Here is a 22,680-nt window from a genome sequence, read left to right on the forward strand (position 1 = left end):
GCGGTCTCGCTCAGGCCGCGTGGGAGGACGTCGTCGCGTAGGCGTGGTCCACCGCCGTGCGCACCCGTTGGTGGGGCCAGCTGGCGGCGATGGCCGCGATGAGCACCAGGCTGGCAGCAGCGCAGACGGCGACGCCCACGTGCGGGCTCGTGTGCTGGCCGAGCCAGCCGGCGGCCAGGAACGACACGCCCGCGGCCGCGATGGAGACGCCCCCGGCGAGGCTGAAGATCCGGCCACGCAGGGCCGGCTCGGTGACTAGGGCGAAGGTCGCCTGCAGGGGCACCATGAACGCCTGGAGCGTGCCCGAGGCGAAGAAGAGGAACGCGACGACCCACGTCGAGGGCGCCAGCGCCGTCAGGAGCAACGGCAGGGGCATCAACAGCGCCAGGGGCACGATCGACCGGTTCTGCTGGTGCACGTCACGTCGTCCGATGACGACGATCCCCACGATGGCACCGACGATGGGGGCCGCCATGAGCACGCCGCCCCAGCCGTTGCGACCCGCGATCGGGATGGCGAGCGCCTCGGGCGCAGCGATGCCCAGGCTCGCGACGGCGCTCAGCGTCACGAGCCGCGCCAGGACGGGGTGCCGGGTCAGGTCGCCGGCAGCCGTGGAGAGGTCATGGATGAAGCCGCGCAGGCCGCGTCCGCGATCGCCGGAGACGGCTCGCAGCGGCACGACGAAGAGGATGACCAGCGCGGCGACGACGAAGGTGAGCAGGTCGAAGAGCAGGCCCGTCTCCGGACCGACAAGCGCGATGAGCCCGCCACCGACGGCCAGTCCGAGCGCCTGGTTGAACTGCTCGGACATCGCCGCGAGGCCGACGGCCCGAGCGTAGAGGTGACGGTCCTCGAAGAGGTCGGTGAGCAGCACCATGTTGGACGCCGTCGACGCGCCACCGACCAGCTCGAGCGCGAACAGGACGAGGAAGATGAGCCACAGCGCCGAGCCGGTGAGCGCGAGCCACATGAGTCCGAGCACGCAGGCGGCCCGGAGCAGATGGGACCAGATGAGCACCCACTTGTACGGGAACCGGTCGACGACGGGACCCACGAGGCTGCGACCGAAGAAGGTCGGCACGAAGCTCACGGCGAGCGTCGTCGCCGTGGCCAGCGGCGAGCTCGTCCGCTCGTAGACCATGGCCGCGATCGTGACGCGGGCGATGTAGTCGCCCCACATGGACAGGGCGCTGGCCAGGAAGATCGGGAGGTACCGAGGGACACGGAGGACGGCGCCATAGGTCGGCACGCGGACGCCCTGTCCCTCCGTCGGATTCACGGGACGACGCTACCCCGGGGCGGGGACTCGTAAAAGTTGAAATCAGTGGCGTGGCGCGATCGCCGCGCCACTCGGCGCCACAGCTCGGCGAGGGCCGAACCCTCGCCGGGCGAACGGCCCATGATCCGACCGATCCCATCGAGGTCGCGCAGGTCGGAGGGAACGCTGTCGATGGGTCTCCCCCGCCACAGGACGCCGGCGTTGCGCATGAGCGCCCCGAGTTGCCAGGCCTCCCGGAGCGCCGCGGCGTCCTCGGCCGCGACGAGTCCTTCCGAGGTGAGCGCGGCGAGGCCTGCCATGGTGCCGGTGACCCGGAGCGCTGGATGCGCATGGGCGTGCTGGAGCTGATGCAGCTGCACGACCCACTCGACGTCGGTGAGCCCGCCACGTCCGAGCTTGAGGTGGGTGCGCGGGTCGGCGCCCCGCGGCAGGCGCTCGCTCTCCACCCGCGCCTTGAGGGTGCGGATGTCGCGCACCTGGCTCGCCGTGATGCCGCCTTCGGGCCACCGCAGCGGGTCGATGAGCGCGAGGAAGGCGTCGGCCAGCTCCGGTGGTCCTGCGATCGGGGTGGCCCGCAGCAGCGCCTGGAACTCCCACGTGAGGGCCCAGCGCTCGTAGTAGGTGCGGAACGAGTCGACGCTGCGCACGAGGGGGCCGGCCTTGCCCTCGGGGCGCAGGTCGGCGTCAAGGCTGAGGCCGGGGTCCGGACCCGATCCGGAGAGGAGCTTGCGCAGCTCCTGGACGACCAGGGTCGCGCGCGCCTGGACCTCCGTCTCCGACGCGCCCGCGTGCGGCTGGTGGACGAACATGACGTCGGCGTCGGAGGCGTAGCCGAGCTCTCGGCCGCCGAGGCTGCCCATGGCGACGACGAGGATGTCACCGCCGATCGGCAGACCCTCGCGCTCCTCGACCGCACGGGTCGCCGCGTCGAGTGCGACCTGGATCGTCGAACCGGTGAGGTCGGTCAGCGCCGCCCCCACCCCGGGGAGATCGATGACCCCGACGAGGTCACTCATGACGATGCGGAGCAGCTCGTGGCGTCGGATCGCGCGCACCGCCGCCACCGCGTCGGCGGCTGAGTCACGCCGGCCCGCGGCGGACTGCATCGTGGCCGTGATGGCCTCACGGGTGCGGGGCGTCAGCCCGTTGTCGTCGCCCAGGATCGAGACGCTCTCCGGTGAGCGCACGAGCAGGTCGGCGGCATACCTGCTCCGGGCCAGGCAGTGCGCCAGACGGTCGGCCGCGCGGCCCTCGTCACGGAGCATCTTGAGGTACCAGTGCGTCGTGCCGAGCTCGTCGGACACGCGCCGGAACGACAGCAGACCGGCGTCCGGATCGGCCTCGTCGGCGAACCACCCGAGCATGACGGGGAGCAACGTGCGCTGGATGGCGGCGCGCCGGCTGACACCGGTGGTCAGGGCCTCGATGTGCCGCAGGGCGCCGGCGGGGTCCCGGAAGCCCAGGGCGAGGAGGCGCTGTCGGGCCGCCTCGGGGCTCAGGCGCGCCTCGGTGGGACTCAGCCTGGCAGCCGCCGCGAGCAGCGGCCGGTAGAAGAGGCGCTCGTGCAGCCTGCGCACCTCGCGCGCCGCCGCCTGGCGGTCGGCGACCACGGCGCGCTCGGGATGCGTCCGGTGCCCCATGGCGCGGCCGAGGCGGCGGAGGTCGGGCTCGGTCACCGGCATGAGGTGCGTGCGGCGCAGCCGGTGCAGCTGGATGCGGTGCTCGAGGCAGCGCAGGTGCCGGTAGGCCCGATCGAGGACGGCGGCGTCCTCGCGCCCGACGTAGCCGCCCCGCGCGAGCGCGGCCAGGGCCTCGAGCGTCGTCGCGGACCGCAGGCTGGGGTCGCTGCGCCCGTGCACGAGCTGGAGCAGCTGCACGCTGAACTCGACATCACGCAGACCGCCCGGTCCGAGCTTGAGCTGACGCGCCGCCTCGTTGGCCGGCACGTGCTGCTCGACGCGGCGACGCATGGCCTGGACGTCCTCGACGAACTTGTCGCGCCCGGCGGCCTCCCAGACCATCGGCGAGATCTCGGCCTTGTAGCGCAGCCCGATCTCCTTGTCCCCAGCGGAGACCCAGGCCTTCAGGAGCGCCTGGAACTCCCAGGTCTTGGCCCAGCGCTCGTAGTACGCCTTGTGGCTGCTGATGGTGCGCACCAGCGGCCCCTGCTTGCCCTCGGGACGCAGCGCCGCGTCGACGGGCCAGAGGCTCCCCTCCGACGTCGGGGTCGAGCAGGCGCGCATCGTCGCCGTCGCCAGTGCCGTCCCGACGCGGAGGGCTGTCTCCTCATCCGTGCCGTCGGCCGGCTCGGCGACGAAGATGACGTCGACGTCGCTGACGTAGTTGAGCTCGCCCCCACCCGTCTTGCCCATCCCGATGATGGCGAGGCGGCAGGCCTCGTGGCCGTCGCCGTACTCCTCGCGGGCGATGGCGAGCGCGGCCTCGAGCGCGGCCTCGGCCAGCTCGGCGAGGGCCTCGCCGACGGCAGGCATCTCGGCGAGGGGGTCGCCGGCGGTGACGTCGAGCGCGGCGATGCGCAGCAGTCCGCGTCGGTAGGCGACGCGCAGGGCGTCGGACGCCGTCCGTTCCCCTCGTTCCTCGGTCACGGCCCGGACGAGCTCGCTGCGCACCTGCTCCCCGGGGCGGCGCTCCGCCCGGGCGGCGTCGACCCAGTGCTCCGGGTGTCGGACGAGCTCGTCGACGAGCGCGGTCGACGCGCCGAGCACACCGAGGACCCGCTGCCGCCCGACGCCCGGCGTCGCGAGCTCGGCCGCGAAGGCCGAGATCCCCCAGTCCGGGGCGTCACCGAGCCGGCCGAGCGCCTCGGCGACGCGCACCAGCCCGAGCAGGCACTGGTCCGGGTCGGCGGTGTCGCCCATGACGGCGGCGAGGTCGTCGAGCTGGCCGCCGGGGACTGCGGCGCGCACGGGCAGCAGCGCCTGGTCGTCGACGAGCCCGACGGCCCGGTCGGGGTCGGCGAAGCCGAGCCGGGCCAGGGCCCCTTCGGTGGTGCTGGTGCGTGATGACATCGGTGTCGAATCGCTAGGTGCCAGTGGGTGACTCGGCTGACTGGCGGACCGTCAGAGACGGGGCAGGTAGCGGTCGAGCTCGAAGCGGGTGACTTCGTGGCGGTAGTCGAGCCACTCCTGCCGCTTGTTGCGCAGGAAGAAGTCGAAGACGTGCTCGCCGAGGATGTCGGCGACGAGCTCGCTCTCCTCCATGACCTCCAGGGCCCGCCCCAGCGACGACGGCAGGGGGTTGATGCCCATCGCCCGGCGCTCCGCGTCCGTGAGGCTCCACACGTCGTCCTCGGTCTCCGGCGGCAGCTCGTAGCCCTCCTCGATGCCCTTGAGGCCCGCGCCGAGCAGGACCGCAAAGGCGAGGTAGGGGTTGCACGCGGCGTCGAGGGAACGGACCTCGACGCGGGTCGACTGACCCTTGTTGGGCTTGTGCATCGGCACCCGCACGAGCGCGGAACGGTTGTTGTGGCCCCAGGTGAGGTGGGCCGGAGCCTCTCCCCCGCCCCACAGTCGCTTGTAGGAGTTGACCCACTGGTTGGTGACGGCCGCGATCTCGGCCCCATGACGCAGTAGTCCGGCGATGAACTGACGACCGACCTTGCTCAGCTGGTAGGGCGCCCCGGCCTCGAAGAACGCGTTGGAGTCGCCCTCGAAGAGGGACAGGTGCGTGTGCATGCCCGAGCCCGGGTGCTCGGAGAACGGCTTGGGCATGAAGGTCGCGTAGATGCCCTGGGTCAGGGCGACCTCCTTGACGACCGTGCGGAAGGTCTGGATGTTGTCGGCCGTGCTCAGGGCGTCGGCGTAGCGCAGGTCGATCTCGTTCTGGCCGGGGGCGCCCTCGTGGTGGCTGAACTCGACCGAGATGCCCATGTTCTCGAGCATCGTGATCGCGGCGCGGCGGAAGTCGTGCCCGGTGCCGTGGGGCACGTGGTCGAAGTAGCCGGCGTCGTCGACCGGGATCGGGCGGCCGTTCGCGTCGCGTCCCTGCTCGAGGAGGAAGAACTCGATCTCGGGGTGGGTGTAGAAGGTGAAGCCGAGGTCAGCGGCCTTGCCGAGGGCCCGCTGGAGCACGTGCCGCGGGTCGGCGAAGCTCGGCGTGCCGTCGGGGAGCTGCAGGTCGCAGAACATCCGCGCCGTGCCGGGCGGGTCACCGCGCCACGGGAGGATCTGGAAGGTCGAGGGGTCGGGCTTGGCCAGCATGTCGGCCTCGTAGACGCGGGCGAACCCCTCGATCGCCGAACCGTCGAAACCGATGCCCTCGGCGAAGGCTCCTTCGAGCTCCGCCGGCGCGATGGCGACGGACTTGAGCGTGCCGAGGACGTCCGTGAACCACAGACGGACGAAGCGGATGTCGCGCTCTTCGATCGTGCGCAGCACGAACTCTTCCTGACGGTTCATGTGTCGATCCTGCCGCATGGGTGTTTCACGGATGTTGCGACACACGACCTTTGGGACGAGGGCCCGGTCGTATGCCGTGTGGCGGGCGCGGGAAGGGCCCCCGGGACGTGTCCCGGGGGCCCCTCCATGGTCATGACCGGCAGGTCATGCCGAGTGTGACGACGTCACTTGAACTGGACCTTCACCTCGAGCTCGTTGCCGCCCTGGCGGGTCTTGGCAACGGTCATCGTCGTGCCGGAACCGGCCACCTTGGTGGACCCCCACGGGTTGTCGGCCGTCCAGTAGCGGTTCGGGTCGCGGTCATCGAAGGTCGGGATCGCCGGCTGCGACGGGACCTTGGTGGCGACACCGTTGCGGTGGAAGGTCACCGCGTCGGTCTTCTCCTGGCCGAACGTGGCGTCGAACGGCTGGCGCCGGTTGCCCATCATCGTGCGGGTGCCGTCGACGTTGTTCAGCATGACCGGCGCCGGACGGGCGTCGACCGGCAGGACCTCGCCGCCACCGGGGTGGGCGGAGGTGTTGTTGTCTCCGTACTCACCGTTGGCGAACCAGACGAGCATGCCGTTCTGGTACGGGAAGCGCTCCACCCAGTCCGGCTTGCTGTTGCTCCAGCCGAAGTTGTACGGGCCGGTCTTGAGCGTCTGGTCGTAGCCGCTGTAGACGCGGTTCTCGGCGAAGTAGAAGTCCTGCACCTGCTTGGACGTGGTGCCGTTGCTGACGGCGAAGCCGCCCTTGGCGACCCACGCACCGGCGCCCGACTCGACGTCGTCGACCGCTCCGGTCACGCCGTCGGTGGTGACTGCGATGTCGTCGACGAACGCCTCGCTCGAGACGCCTCCGTCGGTGGCGACGCGGAAGCGGAACTGGACGGCCTGGCCCTTGTAGGCCGAGAGGTCCCACGACTTCTGCGTCCAGCCGAAGACGCCGTTGACGGGCGTGCCGACCTGGGTCCAGGTGGCGCCGTTGTCGGTCGACACCTCGCCGTACATGTAGTCGTAGTCCTGCTCGAGGTTGCCCTGGACGAAGGCGCTGATGGACGCCGAGGACGTGGCGCCGCTCAGGTCGACCGGTCGCGACAGGGTCGAGCTCAGGTTGTCGCCATAGCCGCTCCACCACTCGGCCTTGCCCGAGTGCGGCGTGTTGCGCTTCGTGGTGACGGTGCGCGACGGGAGCGGGACGACGAGCGCCTGGACCGAGTCGCTCTTCGTGGAGAGGTCGGCCTGGCTCAGCTTGACCGTGGTGTCCGTGCCGAACGGGACGACCTTGTGGTCGAGCCATCCGAGCTGGAGCTTCTCCCACGGACCCATGTAGCCCGGCGTGGTGCCGATGGAGTCGGTGCCGTGGTTGAGCCACGAGCCGCCGCTCATGAGGGTCCAGAAGGCGGTGCTGTTGTCGCCGCCCTGGGTGTCGTAGAGGTCGGGCAGGCCGAGGTCGTGGCCGAACTCGTGGGAGAAGACGCCGAGGCCGCCGTTCTCGGGCTCGGTCGTGTAGTCGCCGATCCAGATGCCGGTGTCACCGATCTGGATGCCACCGAGCTTGTTGCCCGCGGGGCCGACCTTGCCGGCACCGGTGGAGTTGACGTACCAGCGGTGCGACCAGATGGCGTCGGTGCCCTGGGCACCGCCGCCGGCCTCCTCGCCCTCACCGGCGTGGATCGCCTGGAAGTGGTCGATGTAGCCGTCGGGGCGGTTGTAGACGCCGTCGCCCTGGGAGTCGTAGCGGTCGACCTTGTCGAACTGCTGGAGGTAGGCGCGGATCTGCTCCGTCGTCTTGCCCTGGGCCTTCTGGTCGGCGTACCAGGCCTGCGCCGTGTCGTTGATGTAGGCCCAGTAGCCGTTGGACTGCGGGACGGAGTTGGAGCCGTAGCGCGCCTCGTTGTAGGGGACCTTCACCCAGTCGGAGACGTCACCCTTGGCCAGGAAACGGCCGTTGGACTGCTTGAGGTAGAAGTCCTTGAACGACTCGCCGTTGCCGAACATCATGTCCATGTAGTGCTGGCGGTTGAAGTCCTTGAGCCAGTACGTCGAGTTGTCGTCGGTGCTGTTGCCGTCCCACTTGCGGTCGGGCGCCGCGATCTGGTTGTGCACCGGACCCGGGGCCGTCGACTGGCCGGCCATCGTCTTGTCACCGAAGTCGGTGAGGATCGTGAAGATGTCCTCCTCACGGTCGACCGGGTAGTTGACGTACTTGGACTTCTTCGGCTTGCCGTTCTTGTCCGTGCCCTTGGACTTGACCTCGATGACGCGGTTGCCATTGATGGTCTTGGTCGTGGCCTCACCCTTGAGGAGCTTGGCGACGGCGTCCTTGCGCTCGGCCGTCTGGGCCTCGGCGAGGGGGTTGGGCAGGTTGTCCGGCTGGGAGGCCTGGGCTGCAGCGGGGTCGCCGCTCACCGGGGCCTTGGCAATCGGCGTTGCCTGAGCCTGCATCGGAGCGGTCAGGCCGGTGACGACGAGCGCCCCCACGGCCAGCCCCGATACAGCGCTCCATTGACGCTTGTTCAAGATGAGTCCTCCTGGTTCCTGAGCGCCGTAATCGGCACCTCGCGTATCACAACACACATCACAGACAATGGGGCGCGGAGTCACAGACGATTCGAAAAAACTTGTGCCACAAGGCAGCCGGACGCCAGAAACGTAAAATCTTCGTAAAGGACCTCCCAGAAAGTGTTGGCTTTCGGGTCCTGACCCGATAAAGATCCAGCCGCAACGGTGAACCCCATTCGCACTCGACGCCGGGGCACGTGGCCCCCGATATGCTCCCGAGATGAGCGCAGACGCCCCCGAGGAGCAGAGTCCCTATGGTTCCGGCAGCCGGGCCGAGGATGCCCCGACGGCGACTGCAGCGACCGCTCCGTCGCCCCGCAAGGTGCGCATCCCCCACCTGCACGCGATGAAGGCCGAGGGCCGCAAGTGGGCGATGCTCACGGCATACGACATGTATGCGGCCCAGATCTTCGACGAGGCCGGCATCCCCGTCCTGCTCGTCGGTGACTCGGCCGGCAACAACGTCTACGGCTACGAGACGACGGTGCCCGTCACGCTCGACGAGATGATCCCACTCGTCCGCGCGGTCTCGTCGGCCGCCCGACGAGCCCTCGTCGTGGCCGACATGCCCTTCGGCTCCTACGGCGCCTCAGTGGAGCAGGGCTTCGCGAGCGCCGTACGCCTCATGAAGGAGGGCCTCGCCCACGGGGTCAAGCTCGAGGGTGGCACGGCGATGGTCCCGCTCGTCGCGACCCTGACCGCCGCAGGCATCCCCGTCATGGCCCACGTCGGGTTCACCCCCCAGAGCGAGCACCAGCTCGGCGGCTACCGCGTGCAGGGTCGCGGTGACGCGGCCGACGCCCTCGTCGACGAGGCGCGGGCCCTGCAGGACGCCGGGGCGTTCGCCGTCGTGCTGGAGATGGTCCCGGCGCCGGTCGCTGCCCGGGTCACGGAGGTGCTGAGCATCCCGACCATCGGCATCGGCGCGGGCAACGGCACCGACGCCCAGGTGCTCGTGTGGAGCGACTTCGCCGGACTGCGCAGCGGCAAGGCGCCGCGGTTCGTCAAGAAGTACGCCGACCTGCGCGGCACGCTGCTCGATGCTGCGCGGGCGTATGCGGCCGACGTCGAGTCCGGCGCCTTCCCGGACACCGAGCACTCGTTCGAGTCCTGACGCGCCGGCGCCCACCCGGTCGGGACCGGATGGGCGCGGTGCGCGAAAGGTGCAGACGGGCTCGCTCAGGCGTCGCCGTCACCGGACGCCGAGCGCCCGCGCTCGTTCCAGTCTCGATCCTCGGAGTCCCACTGCTCGGTCTTCTTGTGGGCGGTGTCGAGCGCTGCCCGCGCCTCCGCCTCGGTGGCGTACGGGCCGAGCACCTGCTCGCCCCGGCTGCGGTTGTCGTCGGTCTCGACCTGACCCGTGTCGACGTTGTACCAGAAGCTCACGTGCGCACTCCTTCTCTCCTCGGACTCTTGCGGACTTCACCCGGCCCGGGCGGGTCCGCGTCATGAACGCGACGCGTGGACGGCACCCGCTGACGACCTAGACTCCACCGTATGCCGTTGCTCCAGCCGCAGGTGTCGCCCCACCCCCTCAGTCCTCGCCGACCGGTCCCTGCCGCCATCGAGCGCCCGCACTACGTCGACGTGCCCCAGCCGCGTGAGGACGGCGACGTGCACATCAAGGACGCGGAGACCCTCGAGAAGATGCGGATCGCGTCGCGCATCGCGGCCACGGCCATGGTCGAGGCCGCCAAGGCCATCGCTCCCGGTGTCACGACCGACGAGCTCGACGCCGTCGCCCACGAGTACATGCTCGACCACGGCGCCTACCCCTCTCCGCTCGGTTACAAGGGCTTCCCCAAGTCGGTGTGCACGAGCGTCAACGAGGTCATCTGCCACGGCATCCCCGATGCCCGTCCGCTCGAGGACGGCGACATCGTCAACATCGACGTCACGGCCTTCATCCACGGCGTGCACGGCGACACCGACGCCACCTACCTCGTCGGCGACGTCGACGAGGAGTCGCGCCTGCTCGTCGAGCGCACTCACGAGGCCATGATGCGCGGCATCCGCGCGGCCCGTCCCGGGCGCGAGATCAACGTCATCGGCCGCGTCATCGAGAGCTACGCCAAGCGCTTCGGCTACGGCGTCGTGCGCGACTTCACCGGGCACGGCATCGGGCTCGAGTTCCACTCCGGCCTCATCGTCCCCCACTACGACGCGGCTCCCCACTACGACACCGTCATCGAGCCCGGCATGACGTTCACCGTCGAGCCGATGCTCAATCTCGGCACCCACGAGTGGGAGATGTGGGACGACCGCTGGACCGTCGTCACCCGGGACCGCAAGCGCTCGGCCCAGTTCGAGCACACCATCGTCATCACCGACGACGGCAACGAGATCCTCACCCTCCCCGAGGACGCCGCTGCCTGAGTCGGCCCCTGGGCGCGCGACAGCCGCGCTCCCCCCGCACGTCGCACCACCTCACGCCCAACCCAGCAGCACCTGACACTCGACCACGTCCTCGACAAGGAAGCATGGACCATGGCCAAGCACGGCAAGCCCCTCGGCATCGACATCGGCGGCAGCGGCATCAAGGGCGCGCCCGTCGACCTCAAGGCGGGTGACCTCGCCGGCAAGCGGTTCAAGATCCTGACGCCCAAGCCGGCCACCCCCGACGCCGTGGCCGCGGTCGTCGACGAGATCGTCGACCACTTCGCCGACGTGACGGGCGACTCCCCCATCGGCGTCACCGTCCCGGCCGTCGTGATCCGCGGCACCGTGCTCTCGGCCGCCAACATCGACCCCTCGTGGATCAACACCGACGCCGAGGCCCTCATCAAGGAGCACACCGGTCGCGCGGTAACCGTGCTCAACGACGCGGACGCGGCCGGCCTCGCCGAGATGTACTACGGCGCGGCCAAGGGCGTGCAGGGCCTGGTCATCCTCACCACCCTGGGGACCGGCATCGGCAGCGCCATCATCCACGACGGTCGCCTCGTGCCGAACTCGGAGCTGGGTCACCTCGAGATCGACGGCTACGACGCCGAGGACCGGGCGGCGTCGTCGGCCAAGGACGCCGAGGGGTTGTCGTGGGACGAGTACGTCGAGCGCCTGCAGACCTACTACGACACCATCGAGAAGCTCTTCTCGCCCGACCTCATCATCGTCGGCGGCGGGATCTCCAAGGACAGCGACGACTTCCTGCCGAAGCTGAAGCTGCGCTGCCCGATCGTCCCGGCCCAGCTGCGCAACCAGGCCGGCATCATCGGCGCCGCCCACCTGGCAGTCGACCTCGCCTGACCGCGCTCCGCAGACAGGCCCGGCACGAACCCGGGCCTGTCTGCGGACGTCTGCGGGCCGGCGGTCATCGCCGCTGCGTGCGCCACACGAGCCGATGGACCCCCAGGTGTCGCGGCAAAGTGCGCAGACCCGGTATCCAGGGGATGCAGACGAAGCCGATGCTGAGCAGGATCATCAGCGCCCAGACGCCGATGTCCGCGTTGTCCGACGTGGAGAACGGGGGGACCTGGTACCACAGGGAATACAGCCACAGCCACGGCTGGCCGGGGTAGTTGCCCGTCTCGTTCATGATGCCCCACTGGTCGCCACCGAGGTTCTGGGCGCGCGCCGCGTCCTCGAGGTGCGTCCCGTCGGCCAGCAGGAGCAGTGCCTTGGTGCTGTCGACACCGAAGAAGCTCGTCCGGGACGTGAGCAGACCCTCGAGCGCGCCGCTGTCGGCGAGGCGCAGCTCGGCGGCCGCGATGGCCGGGACCGGACCGTAGTCGCCTGCTGCGACCTTCGCGGGGTCACCGTCAGGCGCCTTCGCGAGCGCGTCCGAGTATGCCGTCGCCCACGCCTGTTGCTGGTCCGCGGACGCGCTCTCCCACGCTCGGACAGCGGCGGTCGCCGCAGTGTCGCCGACGAGGGTCCGCACCGGGTCGAGGACGAAGTCCTTCGCGGAGTCGACGGGCAGCGTCACACCGGGCAGCTTCTGGAGGTTGACCGGACCGAGGCTCTGCCCCTCTGCGGCGGTGTTGTAGGGCGCACCGTAGCCGGCGCTCGTCGTGGTGCCTGCGAGCTCACCGGCCGCGGTGGCAACGACATCGGCCGGCGCCTGACGCGCCCACTGCTGCAACGAGATCGCGGGATCATCGGGGGACGAGAAGACGAGGGCAGCGACGACAGAGAGCACGGTGACCACGCCCAGTGCGATGACGAACTCCTTGACGAGGTCGTAGCGCCGCGTCGGGAACACGTGCGAGTCGGGCGTGGGTCCCCACCCACCGGTGCCGCGGCTCATGCCCCCGGCCCCTGGCTCGAGCCGACGGTCCTCACCGAGTCCGGCTCGCTGCGACTCGCCTCATGCCCCGGCGCCCCCAACGTGGCCTCCGGTTCGGGAACAGGGAGCGAGGTCGTCGGGTCCAATGCACCGATCGGCGGTGCCACGCCGCGGCGTCGCACGAGCACGACGTGCACGACGACGATCCCGCCGACGACGAGTGGGAGGAGCGAGACGTGCCACAGCACCATCTGCCCGAGGTTCATGACGTTGAAGTAGGCACCGATCCCGGCGGCGTTGAGTCCGTCCTTGGCCTGGGTCGAGATCCACTGCGAGTCGAAGTTCGTCTGGATCAGATAGCCGGTGAACGCCGTCCCCAGAGAGCCGAAGAAGGCGAGTGCGCCTGTCGCCCAGGTCAGTCCGCGGTTGCCTCGCCAGGACGCCATGAAGAACTTGCCCCACAGGTGGATGACCATGGTGGCGAAGAACAGCTCGACGCTCCACAGGTGCACGGAGTTGACGAAGTGCCCCACCGTGCTCGAGTGCCACCACGTCACGCCGCCCAGCGTCAGCACGAGGCCCGAGACGATGATGACGACGAGGCTGGCAAGGCACGCGACGCCGAAGACGTAGATCCACGAGGCGACATAGACCGGCTGCCGATCGGGCAACCACTGCCCCTTGGGCACGAGACCCTCGACCCATCGGGTCAGGGCTGCAGTCCAGGTGTCCCGTCCGCGGCGGCCTCCGGGCTCGGACACCACGGAGGGGTCTGGCGTCGAGGGTCGGCTCATCGGTCCTCGTCCTCACGCGGTTCGGGGAACGGCAGCACGAGCGCGAGCACGAAGACGAGGATCATCAAGAGGATGACGACGAGATTGGCGACGGTGATCGTCACCCATCCCCACTGGACGACCGGCCCGGCGGGAATTGGTTTTGAGACGGCGAGCAACTGGGTGATCATCTCTGGCCTCCGGGAGCACGAAGCTGTGAGTTCTCCTGCCCGGCGCAGATCTACTACACACCGTAAGAGTAAGTTGCCGGTGGATGGCGCGCAGGGTAATCAGATCTTCGAGCCAGTTTCCTAGTTGCGCCGCAGCGCCGACAGCAGCTCGGGGGCCCGCCGGTCGTAGAGACGGGCGCCCGCACCGACGCCGATGACGGCGACGCCCACGCCTGCAACGAGTCCGACGAGGCCGGCGCCCCAGTCGGCTGCCGCCGACCCCTGCCAGGCCAACCACGCGAGCAGGATCGCGGGACCGGCGAGCACGACGGTGCCCAGGCTGGCCATCGACTGCGCGGCGATCGTGATCCCGGCGGCGCCCGGAGGCGCGCTGAAGGGGCTCTCGCCGGCCTGCGGGACGGGGTACGGGAACCCGATGCTCATGACGCTCGACACGGCATGCCCGGCGCCGAGCAGGGCCACCGACAGGCCGAGCACCGCCGGCAGGAGGTCCCAGCGGGCGGCGACCGCGACCCCGACGAGGACGTACACCGGCACGAGAACGGCGGCAAGCACGGTGACGGGCACAAGCCGCCCCCGCCGGTCGTCGCGTCCGGACATGCCAGAGACGATGTGCAGCCAGACGGCATCGGACTCGTAGGCCACGGCGTTGTGCTCGCTCCAGCCCAGGAGGAAGGCGACGAGCGGGCCCATGAGCAACGTCGTCCACGCCACACCGTTCGTGGAGAACGGGATGAGCAGCGCGAGGGGGATCAGCGACGTCATGACGAGGCTGATCTGGAAGCGCGGGTCGCGACGCCAGTAGGTGAGCACCCGCGCAGCCACGGCCCCGACGGGCGTGCCGGGCAGTCGAGCGAGCAGGCCCAGGTCATCGCCCACGGACGCGCCCGAGTCGGATCGTGACACGGCGCGGGGGTTCTCGACCTCTCCCCGCAGCACCCTCGACCACAGTCGGAAGACGACCACGAGAAGTCCTGTGGCCAGGGTCAGCCGCACCAGTCCGACGCCGACGTCGCCGGCAGCCACGTCACCCGGGGCGGCCCACGCCCAGCCCAGGGGCGACCATGCGACGACACGCGACACGGCGGGTAGGAGGTCGCGCAGGCCGGCGCCGACGTTCGCCACGACGGAGATGACCGGTCCGACGACGACGAGCAGCAGCAGGCCCAGCACGGCGATGACGTCACGACCACGACGGCTCGAGACGGCCCTCGTCATGATCGCGGACACCCACCGACTCGTCACGATCGCGCTGAGGAGCCCGATGCCCGTTGCCACGACAGCCACCGCGGTCGATGCCAGCGTGTGCGACCACGCGATCACGACCCCGGCCGAGAGAACCATCGAGGCGATCGCGGGCAGGCCAACGAGTGCAGCTGCCACCAGCCCGACCGCCAGCTCGCGGTGGGGAACGGCGAACGTGGCGAACCGAGCAGGGTCGAGCGTCGGGTCCGACCCGAACGAGAAGAGCGGCACGACCGTCCAGAGGACGATGCCCGCAGCGCCGGCGAGCGGGATCACGACGCGTGCGGCGTCGAGCGACCAGCGGAACGACGCGAGGATGACGGCGAGGCCGGACACGAGCACCGCGAAGTAGACGATGCCGACGACGGCGCCGATGGCCTGGGACCGGCTGCGCCTGAAGATGTTGCGCAGCAGGGTCAGCTTCAGTCGGACGAGGTGCGCAACCACGACAGCCCCACCACCTCCGTGCTGCCCCCGACGAGGTCGACGAACCGCTCCTCGAGCGACCGACCGTCGCGGACGACGTCGAGCTCGCCTGCGGCGAGGACGAGCCCGTCGGAGATGACGGCGACATGGGTGCAGATGCGCTCGACGAGGTCCATGACGTGGCTGGAGAGGACCACGGTGCCGCCGGACTCGACGAAACCGGTGAGGATGCGGCGGATCGTCGCAGCCGAGACCGGGTCGACGGCCTCGAACGGCTCGTCGAGCACCAGCACCCGAGGTGCGTGGACGAGGGCCGAGGCCAGCGTCACCTTCTTGGTCATGCCCGCCGAGTAGTCGACGACCAGCTTCCCCTGAGCCTCGGAGAGGCCGAGCGCAGCCACGAGCTCGCCAGCGCGCTCCGACGCGAGCTCGCGTGACATGCCGCGGAGCAGGCCGGCATACGTGATGAGCTGCAGACCGGTGAGCCGGTCGAACAGCCTGAGCCCGTCGGGGAGCACGCCGAGCAGTCGCTTGGCCGCAACAGGGTCCGACCACACGTCGCGGCCGAGGACGAACGCCTGTCCGGCATCGGGACGCAGCAGGCCGGTGACCATCGAGAGGGTCGTCGTCTTGCCGGCACCGTTGGGTCCGACGAGACCGAAGAACGACCCACGCGGCACGTCGAGGTCGACGCCCTTGACGGCGACGAGATCACCGAACCGCTTGCCGAGCCCGCGCATGGCGATGGCAGGCCCTTCGGTCGGACCTCCTTGCGGGGCAGGGAGATCGGCGATGTCGCTCACGGCACTCCCCCGAGCTCGGATGTCAGAAGTGTTCCAGGAGGGTCTCAGAAGGTCGCGGACTCGGCGTCGCGCAGCGGGACGTACGAGAGGCCCTCGACGCCGGAGAACTGCTCCACGTGGCCGGAGTACATCCGGTGCCCGACGTCGCTGAGCAGGGCGTCGTGGACCGGGATGAAGACCTTCGGGGCGATGCGTCCGACGAAGGCGATGGAGTCGCGGCTCGCGGCCCAGGGCGCGTTGAGCGGATGGGCGAGGACGTCGACCTGTCCGGGCTCGCCGTCGTAGGCGTCACCGGGGTGGAAGAGCGAGGGCTCGCCGTCGGCCCGGAGGACGACGCCGACGTTCGGGATGCGCGCCATGGCCGCGTGGTTGAACGCGTGCAGCTCGCCGACCGGTGTCACGGTGACGTCACCGACCGTGAAGTCCTCACCCTGGCGCGAGGGGATCGCGGCCAGACCCGCCTCGCGCAGCTTCTCAGCCGTCAGCGGGTCGGTGTGGACGGTCGCGGACGGGTTGGAGCGGATCAGCGCGCCGACCCGCTCCGGGTCGAAGTGGTCGGCGTGGTTGTGGGTCACGAGGACCGCATCGAGACCGGTGAGGTCCTCGAAGCCCGACGAGAAGCTGCCCGGGTCGATGAGGATGCGGCGGTCGGCGGTCTCGACGAGCAGGCAGGCATGTCCGAGGTGAGTCACGCGCATGCGAACACCTAACCACGTATGCCGTCTGCGACCACGTATGCCGTCCGCATCAGGCAGGTGGTCGCGAGTCGTGCTCCCGGCCGCCGTTCACGGGCGAGCACCGGGCGAGCCGGAGCCGTCGCTGACGACAGCGCCCCACGCCCAGGACCCTTCTCGACATCCGGTGCTGCGCGGCAGGCCAGGTCCAGCACTGACAGTGCGGCGCCGGCGGGCTGGCGGGCGGGCCGGGTCGGTGGTTCGGTTCGCGCACGAGGAGAGGTTACGCGGTGGTCGTCACCTGCTGCGGCCGCCCTGCCGACGCAGGCGCGCCCAGACGGGCGACTCGGCCGGGGGCAGGCGCAGGGCACCGGTGTCCGTGGGGACGACGGCCGACTCCCGGGCAGACTCGAGCTCGGCCAGCGCACGCAGGGAGTCGCTGATGAGCGAGCCGTAGACGGGCCATTCGTCAGGATCGTCCAACGGGGTGGTGCGCACCTCCTCCCGCAGCCTCGTGAGGACGTCGAACGCCCGCGCGACCCCGTCGTCGAAGGCGGTCGTCGCCTCCTCGTCGTGACGACCGAACTGCGACACCGCCACGGCGAGGCCGGCGAGGGCGTCGGCATACTCCGTCAGGAAGGAGCTGGAAGGGGTCGGTTGGTGCCGTCGCTCGTCCGCGGCGTCGACGAGCGTCCGGGCGATCCCGGTGACCTGCCACAAAGTCCGGCGCAGGGTCGTGACGGTGTGCTCGTACCCCTCCCAGTCCACGTCGGCGGGACGGATGTTGTCGCGGGGGTTGAAGCGCATGCTCTCGCGACCGGTGCGGATGTCCTCGAGCACGTAGGGGGCCTTGTCGGCGATCTCCGTGCCGCGGCGGTACCACCGACCTGCGGTCTCGGCGTCCCAGCCGCCCCTCAGCCCGCTGGCCATCTCATCGAGCAGCTCGCGCACCTGCCGTGCCAGCGCCGACACTCGCTGGCGTGGCTTCGTCAGGTGCAGCGGCGCGAACACGATGGCGTTCGTGGCCACCCCGATCACGCCTCCTGCGAGCGTCTCGACGATCGTCAGGTAGGTGAACTGCGCGTTCGTGCCCTTGGCGGTGATGAGGGACAGCAGCACCATGGCCGGCACCTGGATGCCGTGGTCCCCGAGCCTCGACCACCGGCCGATGACGAGGGCGACGAGGATGACGCCGAACATCGTCCACCACCAGACGCCGAAGACCATCGCGGCGAACCAGGCGACCCCGAGCCCCAGAACGACGGCGGCGATGCGCTGGGCGCTGGCCGACAGGGAGCGCACCATCGTGCGGTCGACGACGAGCAGGGCCGCCATCGGTGCGTAGAACGGCACCGGACTGTCGAGCACCCGCACGGCGAACTGCCAGGCGAGCACCGTCGCGATCGCCGCCTTGACGAGCAGGAGGAGCGCGTCACGCTCGGGGCCGGCCTGCCGAAGCGCCTGGTGCAGCGCCTGCACGCGGAGCCTCGCGTCGTCTCGCCACTGGCTCATGAGTCACCGCCCCCGCAGGATGCCCGGTCACCGATCGGGTCACGTGCGTCGTTTCCCACGGCCAACACTCTACGGCGGGCGATCAGTCCGACCTGCGCTCGGACGCCTCGGCGACGGCGCGCTTGTCGATGTCGTCCATGGCCCGCGTGTCACGCGGCTCGGCGAAGGGCTCGAGGTCCTCGGGCACTCCCTCCGCGATGGCGCGGCTGCGGTCCAGCTCGGCATTGACTTCCGCGCCGAGCAGGATGGCGATGTTCGTCAGCCAGAGCCAGACCAGGAACACGACGACGCCCGCCAGCGAGCCGTAGGTCTTGTTGTACGACGAGAAGGAGGCCACGTAGACCGCGAAGAGGGCGGACACGACCAGCCAGATCACGACGGCGATGACGCCGCCGGGGCTGACCCACTTGACACCGCCCTGCTTCGCATTGGGGCTGGCCCAGAAGAGGACGGCGAAGAGGACCGACACGAGGACGAGGAGGACGGGCCACTTGAGGATCCCCCAGACGAGGACGGCCGTGTCGCCCGCGCCGACGAGGTTCCCGACCTGCTGGGCGACGGGCCCGCTCACCACGACGATGACGGCGCTGACGACCATGACGAAGACGGCGAACACGGTCACCCCGACCCGGATCGGTACGGTCTTCCAGATCGGTCGCCCCTCCGGGATGTCGTAGATGACGTTCGAGGCCCGCATGAACGCCGACACGTAGCCCGAGGCCGACCACAGGGCCACGAGCAGTCCGAACACCGCGCCCAGACCGGCGCCGGACTTGTTCGCCTGGGCCTGCCCGATGAGGGTGCGCACGAACTCTGCGCTGGACCCGGGCGCGATCGCCTGGACCTGGCTGACGACCTGGGCGGTCGCATCGCGTCCGAGCAGGCCGAGGGCGGCGACGAGCACGACAAGCGCCGGGGCGATGGAGAGCAGTCCGTAGTAGGTCAGCGACGCCGCGAGGTCCGTGAGGTTGTCGCGCTTGAACTCACCACGCGCTCGCTTGAGGACCGCGACGAGCGAGGCGCGAGGGAGGTCTGCCGGGCTCTCGGGCGACGCCTGGCCGGCGTCTCTTCCTGCGTCGCCGGACTCCTGGGGGGTGCGGGAGGGGTTTTGTGCTGGTGCCATGATCTTCGCGTACCCAGTGGGCGGACCCCCGCACCGGAACGGGACCGGTTCGAGCGCTTCGGTGTCGCAATGGCAGCATGGGGCGCTGGTCTGGGTACGACCCACCCGGACCATGGCCCGCGCGACGGGCGCGACCCAGCACGCACCGGAGGGAGACGACGATGACGGACGAGCGGCCCACCGTCATCGCCGGGCGCTACCGGCTGATGAACAGGATCGGTTCCGGGGGCATGGGGCACGTCTGGCTCGCCTGGGACGAGCGGCTCAACCGCGCCGTGGCGGTCAAGCAGCTGCACTCCCCCGTCGGCCTGCCCGAGGCAGAGGCTCGCGTCGCCCACGATCGCGCCATGCGGGAGGCCCGCATCACGGCCCGCCTCCACCATCCGAACGCCGTCCCGGTCTTCGACGTCGTGGACCACGAGGGTCAACCGTGCCTCGTCATGCAGTACCTCCCGTCGCGCAGCCTGCAGGCCGTCCTGACCGAGCGCGGTCCCCTGCCGGCGCGCGAGGCTGCCCGGATCGGCAGCGAGCTGGCAGCCGCCCTCGCGGCCGCACACCGCGCCGACATCGTGCACCGCGACGTCAAGCCGGGCAACGTCCTCCTCGCCGACGACGGCACGGCCCGCATCACCGACTTCGGCATCTCGCACGCCCTCGGGGACGCGTCGCTCACCTCGACCGGCATGGTCACCGGCACACCTGCCTACCTCGCACCTGAGGTCGCTCGCGGCACGTCGTCCAGTGCCGCCTCGGACGTCTTCTCGCTCGGAGCCACGCTGTATGCCGCCGTCGAGGGCGCGCCTCCGTTCGGCACCGGCGAGAACGCGATGGCGCTGCTGCACCGGGTCGCTTCCGGCGCGATCACGCCGCCGTCGGACGGCCCGCTGACCCCGGTCCTGCTCGCGATGCTCGCCGCCGCCCCCGAGGACCGTCCCGCCATGCAGGAGGTGTCCGAGGTGCTCGCCGAGGTCGCAGCCGGACGCGCACCGCGCGGAGCCATGGGCGCCTCGTCCGACGACGGACCGGTCCGCACCCGCGTCCTTCCTGCCGCCGGAGCCGCCGCGGGAGTCGGCGTAGCCGGAGCCGCCGGCGCAGCCGCAGCCGCCGGCGCAGCCCCGAGCACGGCCTCCACCTCGCGACTGGCCCCCACGGCAGCTCCGCGTACCGTGGCCGCCGCGGTCGCCGACCCAACGGAGGCAGCGGAGGCAGCGGAGCGGCTGCCGGATGCCCACGGAGCCGGCGGCACGGCATACTCCGGCCCGGGCGCCACGCCACCGCCGGCCCCACCAGTCGCCCGCGACGGCGCCCCCGCCAGGCGGCGCAGGCTCGTGCTGCTGGTCGGTGTCGTCGCGCTGGTCGGCATCGGCCTGCTCGTCTGGGCGCTGTCGGGCAGTGACACCGGAACCGGCCAGCCCGCTCCCCCGGTCGTGGCGCCGACCACGTCGAACGCCATACCGCGACCGAGCACGCCGGCTCCCACGACATCGAGGGCCGCCACGCCCTCCGCCTCGACGAGCGCGCCCGCGAGCTCCGCCACGACCGCGCCGACGACTGCCGGCACACCGGTGACGCCCCCTGCCGGGACCTCGGCCGCCGACCTGGAGCGTGCGGTCCGTGACTACTACGCGCTGCTGCCGGGCAACACCGACGCCGGGTGGGCACGCCTCACGGACCGCTACCGGACCACGACGTCGGGCAACCGCGCGACCTACGACCGCTTCTGGACGTCGGTCGACACCGTCGACGTGCTGCAGGCCACGGGATCCGCCCCGGGCTCGGTCGTCGCGACCCTGCGCTACGCGTTCACCGACGGCCGCCGCTACGAGGAGCGGACGTCCTACGCGCTCGTGGACGACGGGGGCGTCCTGAAGATCGACCGCTCGTCGGTGCTCAGCAGCCGCCGGCTCTGACGTCCTTGACCGGTCTGACCGGTCTGACCGGTCTGACCGGCACGGATGGTCCCGACACCGGTGCAGGACGACCCTTGCACCTACAGTGGGCTTCGTGCCCGCCGTGGACGGCTCGACGCCGACGGCGCCCGTCCGTCGTGCGACCGATGTCGTCTACGTCGTCGTGCTCAACCTCTTCATCGAGTGCTTTCCCGCCATCATCAGCGAGTCCTTCACCCTGTCGCTGCTGACAGCCAGCCGCCTCGCGGTACGACGCCTGMTGGCACCAGCGCCTCATGACGCCGATCCCGTCGCCTGAGCCGCGTCGCGGCCACGCAGGGCCGCGGTCCCCGATTTCGCGCTGGGTCAGCGCGGCAGGCGGGCGGTCCCCAGGTCGATGACGTCGCTGGCCACCGAGCCCAGATCGCCGCCGGACTCCTCGGCGCCCACCCGCATCAGCTCGTACGCCTCGTCGGCGGTCAGGCCCCGCTGGAGCATGACCAGGTCTACCGCCACCGCGACGTCGATGCCGGGCTCAGGCCTCGTCGCCGCCGTCTGGCCGGGACAGCGCGGGTCCATCCCGTGGTCTCCGGTCGGCGCCGACTCGCTCATGGCAGAGCCATACCCAGCCGGGCGGCGGCGCCCGCACGCGGCGCCCGCACGCGGCGCCCGCACCGGTGCCAGGGTCAGGGACTCGGCTTCTGGCCCCAGTCCGCCGACGTCGTGAGCCGGGCCACGCAGGAGCGTTCGGTGACGAAGGGTTGCAGGTCGACCTCGGTGGCGTTCTCCCCCACCACAGCCATCGTGCCCCGGAGCAGGCCTCGGTGGATGCCGCACACGACGGCCGGGTGCGCCCGGGCCATCGAGAGGAACGGACATCCCTGGAGCGTCAGCTCTACGGTCCTGCCCCCGGCCGAGGTGCGCAGCTCCGGCTGGTAGCCCCACTCGTCGAGCAGGTCGACGGCCATGCCCACCTTGCCGAGCCAGGCACCGGCACTGGCGGCCGATCGTGGGGCCGGGCCGCCGGCGCGGGCCTCGACCCACCGTTCACCGGCGCGCTCCGGATCCCCCGGTGAACCGTCCGCGGTGTCGGCCCACGCACTGGTCAGCAGCTCGGTGAAGGCGTGCAGGGCCTCCGGGCTCGCGAGCGAGGGCCGTTCCGCCATGGCGGCGAGGTAGATCTTGCGCGGGCGCCCGACGGACCCCCGCCGCTGGGCTGTCACGACGGCTCCGGCGGCGACCATTCGCTCGAGGTGGAAGCGTGCCGTCGTCACGTGCAGCCCCAGCGCAGCCGCCGTGTCGCTCGCGCTGAGGCCCCGCTCGGCCGCGTCGTCGCGTGAGCTGCTGGCGGGGAGGCTCCCGGCTTCCTGCAGCAATTCCATGATCGCTCGTCGGGTGGGCGAGGACAGGACGTCGCTCTCGATGTCGTGCACGCATGCTCCATTTCGTTGATTTGAAGGATACCGGTGACGTCGGCACCGTCGGCCATCGAGGCCCGACACCCGCTGACGAAGAGTGCGTTTGTCGCGCCGAAACGACCCCGCACCAGTAGCGTTGGGCCCAGTTCGTGGACCCCGCG

20 protein-coding genes are annotated in these 22,680 nt (G+C 70.6%); 5 read left to right on the forward strand and 15 right to left on the reverse strand.

Features of this window, described 5'->3' with window-relative positions; all coding sequences use genetic code 11:
- Window positions 1–10: 10 nt before the first annotated feature.
- The 4 genes from AB4030_RS06265 to AB4030_RS06280 form a co-directional block, all read right to left on the reverse strand.
- Window positions 11–1,279, reverse strand: coding sequence for an MFS transporter (locus AB4030_RS06265; RefSeq protein WP_442278338.1), 1,269 nt, complete (start codon window positions 1,277–1,279; stop codon window positions 11–13).
- Complete coding sequence (locus AB4030_RS06270) at window positions 1,276–4,308, reverse strand: bifunctional [glutamine synthetase] adenylyltransferase/[glutamine synthetase]-adenylyl-L-tyrosine phosphorylase (RefSeq protein WP_442278339.1); 3,033 nt, start codon at window positions 4,306–4,308, stop codon at window positions 1,276–1,278. Before AB4030_RS06270 ends, AB4030_RS06265 begins: the two co-directional genes overlap by 4 nt.
- A gap of 51 nt (window positions 4,309–4,359) precedes the next feature.
- Window positions 4,360–5,697, reverse strand: coding sequence for a type I glutamate--ammonia ligase (gene glnA / locus AB4030_RS06275; RefSeq protein WP_442278340.1), 1,338 nt, complete (start codon window positions 5,695–5,697; stop codon window positions 4,360–4,362).
- A gap of 164 nt (window positions 5,698–5,861) precedes the next feature.
- Complete coding sequence (locus AB4030_RS06280) at window positions 5,862–8,198, reverse strand: immune inhibitor A domain-containing protein (protein ID WP_442278341.1); 2,337 nt, start codon at window positions 8,196–8,198, stop codon at window positions 5,862–5,864.
- Window positions 8,199–8,460: 262 nt separating this feature from the next.
- Between AB4030_RS06280 and panB the strand changes: the two genes are divergently transcribed.
- On the forward strand, window positions 8,461–9,354 hold the full coding sequence (gene panB / locus AB4030_RS06285; RefSeq protein WP_442278342.1) for a 3-methyl-2-oxobutanoate hydroxymethyltransferase: 894 nt from the start codon (window positions 8,461–8,463) through the stop codon (window positions 9,352–9,354).
- Between the two features lie 65 nt (window positions 9,355–9,419).
- On the opposite strand, the gene AB4030_RS06290 is transcribed toward panB, so the two are convergent.
- Window positions 9,420–9,626, reverse strand: a complete 207-nt coding sequence (locus AB4030_RS06290; protein WP_442278343.1) for a methionine aminopeptidase — start codon at window positions 9,624–9,626, stop codon at window positions 9,420–9,422.
- A gap of 111 nt (window positions 9,627–9,737) precedes the next feature.
- Here AB4030_RS06290 and map point away from each other — a divergent pair, with 111 nt between their 5' ends.
- Together map and ppgK are read left to right on the forward strand one after the other, a co-directional pair.
- Window positions 9,738–10,616 (forward strand): type I methionyl aminopeptidase, encoded by an 879-nt coding sequence (map, locus tag AB4030_RS06295; protein WP_442278344.1) that lies wholly within the window; start codon window positions 9,738–9,740, stop codon window positions 10,614–10,616.
- A 111-nt stretch (window positions 10,617–10,727) separates the two neighbouring features.
- Window positions 10,728–11,486, forward strand: a complete 759-nt coding sequence (gene ppgK, locus AB4030_RS06300) for a polyphosphate--glucose phosphotransferase (protein WP_442278345.1) — start codon at window positions 10,728–10,730, stop codon at window positions 11,484–11,486.
- 64 nt (window positions 11,487–11,550) lie between these two features.
- Here the strand turns inward: ppgK and AB4030_RS06305 are convergent, their stop codons facing one another.
- From AB4030_RS06305 to AB4030_RS06340, 8 genes are all read right to left on the reverse strand, one after another.
- Complete coding sequence (locus AB4030_RS06305; protein WP_442278346.1) at window positions 11,551–12,486, reverse strand: hypothetical protein; 936 nt, start codon at window positions 12,484–12,486, stop codon at window positions 11,551–11,553.
- On the reverse strand, window positions 12,483–13,259 hold the full coding sequence (locus AB4030_RS06310; RefSeq protein WP_442278347.1) for a cytochrome b N-terminal domain-containing protein: 777 nt from the start codon (window positions 13,257–13,259) through the stop codon (window positions 12,483–12,485). Before AB4030_RS06310 ends, AB4030_RS06305 begins: the two co-directional genes overlap by 4 nt.
- Window positions 13,256–13,429 carry a hypothetical protein gene (locus AB4030_RS06315; protein WP_442278348.1) on the reverse strand — a complete coding sequence of 58 codons (174 nt, stop codon included), beginning with the start codon at window positions 13,427–13,429 and terminating at the stop codon, window positions 13,256–13,258. Before AB4030_RS06315 ends, AB4030_RS06310 begins: the two co-directional genes overlap by 4 nt.
- A gap of 120 nt (window positions 13,430–13,549) precedes the next feature.
- Complete coding sequence (locus AB4030_RS06320) at window positions 13,550–15,121, reverse strand: hypothetical protein (protein ID WP_442278349.1); 1,572 nt, start codon at window positions 15,119–15,121, stop codon at window positions 13,550–13,552.
- Entirely contained in the window at window positions 15,097–15,903 is an 807-nt protein-coding gene (locus AB4030_RS06325; protein WP_442278350.1) for an ABC transporter ATP-binding protein, read from the reverse strand. The genes AB4030_RS06320 and AB4030_RS06325 overlap by 25 nt, the downstream gene beginning before the upstream one ends.
- Before the next feature lie 44 nt (window positions 15,904–15,947).
- On the reverse strand, window positions 15,948–16,601 hold the full coding sequence (locus AB4030_RS06330; RefSeq protein ID WP_442278351.1) for an MBL fold metallo-hydrolase: 654 nt from the start codon (window positions 16,599–16,601) through the stop codon (window positions 15,948–15,950).
- Between the two features lie 273 nt (window positions 16,602–16,874).
- Entirely contained in the window at window positions 16,875–18,089 is a 1,215-nt protein-coding gene (locus tag AB4030_RS06335) for an FUSC family protein (protein WP_442278352.1), read from the reverse strand.
- Window positions 18,090–18,171: 82 nt separating this feature from the next.
- On the reverse strand, window positions 18,172–19,212 hold the full coding sequence (locus tag AB4030_RS06340) for a YihY/virulence factor BrkB family protein (protein WP_442278353.1): 1,041 nt from the start codon (window positions 19,210–19,212) through the stop codon (window positions 18,172–18,174).
- Window positions 19,213–19,373: 161 nt separating this feature from the next.
- Here AB4030_RS06340 and AB4030_RS06345 point away from each other — a divergent pair, with 161 nt between their 5' ends.
- Both AB4030_RS06345 and AB4030_RS06350 read left to right on the forward strand, forming a co-directional pair.
- Window positions 19,374–21,122 carry a protein kinase domain-containing protein gene (locus AB4030_RS06345; RefSeq protein ID WP_442278354.1) on the forward strand — a complete coding sequence of 583 codons (1,749 nt, stop codon included), beginning with the start codon at window positions 19,374–19,376 and terminating at the stop codon, window positions 21,120–21,122.
- A 94-nt stretch (window positions 21,123–21,216) separates the two neighbouring features.
- On the forward strand, window positions 21,217–21,420 hold the full coding sequence (locus AB4030_RS06350) for a hypothetical protein (protein ID WP_442278355.1): 204 nt from the start codon (window positions 21,217–21,219) through the stop codon (window positions 21,418–21,420).
- Window positions 21,421–21,467: 47 nt separating this feature from the next.
- On the opposite strand, the gene AB4030_RS06355 is transcribed toward AB4030_RS06350, so the two are convergent.
- Both AB4030_RS06355 and AB4030_RS06360 read right to left on the reverse strand, forming a co-directional pair.
- Window positions 21,468–21,713 carry an ANTAR domain-containing protein gene (locus AB4030_RS06355; protein ID WP_442278356.1) on the reverse strand — a complete coding sequence of 82 codons (246 nt, stop codon included), beginning with the start codon at window positions 21,711–21,713 and terminating at the stop codon, window positions 21,468–21,470.
- 74 nt (window positions 21,714–21,787) lie between these two features.
- Window positions 21,788–22,534 (reverse strand): helix-turn-helix transcriptional regulator, encoded by a 747-nt coding sequence (locus tag AB4030_RS06360; RefSeq protein ID WP_442278357.1) that lies wholly within the window; start codon window positions 22,532–22,534, stop codon window positions 21,788–21,790.
- Window positions 22,535–22,680: the final 146 nt, after the last annotated feature.

It is taken from the genome of Terrabacter sp. 2YAF2, from assembly GCF_052114705.1.
GTDB lineage: Bacteria > Actinomycetota > Actinomycetes > Actinomycetales > Dermatophilaceae > Terrabacter.

Bases quoted from the DNA above. Each gene is read 5' to 3' on its own strand.
- AB4030_RS06270 (WP_442278339.1), bottom strand. From the start codon at position 4,308: ATGTCATCACGCACCAGCACCACCGAAGGGGCCCTGGCCCGGCTCGGC.
- glnA (WP_442278340.1), bottom strand. From the start codon at position 5,697: ATGAACCGTCAGGAAGAGTTCGTGCTGCGCACGATCGAAGAGCGCGAC.
- panB (WP_442278342.1), top strand. From the start codon at position 8,461: ATGAGCGCAGACGCCCCCGAGGAGCAGAGTCCCTATGGTTCCGGCAGC.
- map (WP_442278344.1), top strand. From the start codon at position 9,738: ATGCCGTTGCTCCAGCCGCAGGTGTCGCCCCACCCCCTCAGTCCTCGC.
- ppgK (WP_442278345.1), top strand. From the start codon at position 10,728: ATGGCCAAGCACGGCAAGCCCCTCGGCATCGACATCGGCGGCAGCGGC.
- AB4030_RS06305 (WP_442278346.1), bottom strand. From the start codon at position 12,486: ATGAGCCGCGGCACCGGTGGGTGGGGACCCACGCCCGACTCGCACGTG.
- AB4030_RS06310 (WP_442278347.1), bottom strand. From the start codon at position 13,259: ATGAGCCGACCCTCGACGCCAGACCCCTCCGTGGTGTCCGAGCCCGGA.
- AB4030_RS06315 (WP_442278348.1), bottom strand. From the start codon at position 13,429: ATGATCACCCAGTTGCTCGCCGTCTCAAAACCAATTCCCGCCGGGCCG.
- AB4030_RS06330 (WP_442278351.1), bottom strand. From the start codon at position 16,601: ATGCGCGTGACTCACCTCGGACATGCCTGCCTGCTCGTCGAGACCGCC.
- AB4030_RS06335 (WP_442278352.1), bottom strand. From the start codon at position 18,089: ATGAGCCAGTGGCGAGACGACGCGAGGCTCCGCGTGCAGGCGCTGCAC.
- AB4030_RS06340 (WP_442278353.1), bottom strand. From the start codon at position 19,212: ATGGCACCAGCACAAAACCCCTCCCGCACCCCCCAGGAGTCCGGCGAC.
- AB4030_RS06345 (WP_442278354.1), top strand. From the start codon at position 19,374: ATGACGGACGAGCGGCCCACCGTCATCGCCGGGCGCTACCGGCTGATG.
- AB4030_RS06355 (WP_442278356.1), bottom strand. From the start codon at position 21,713: ATGAGCGAGTCGGCGCCGACCGGAGACCACGGGATGGACCCGCGCTGT.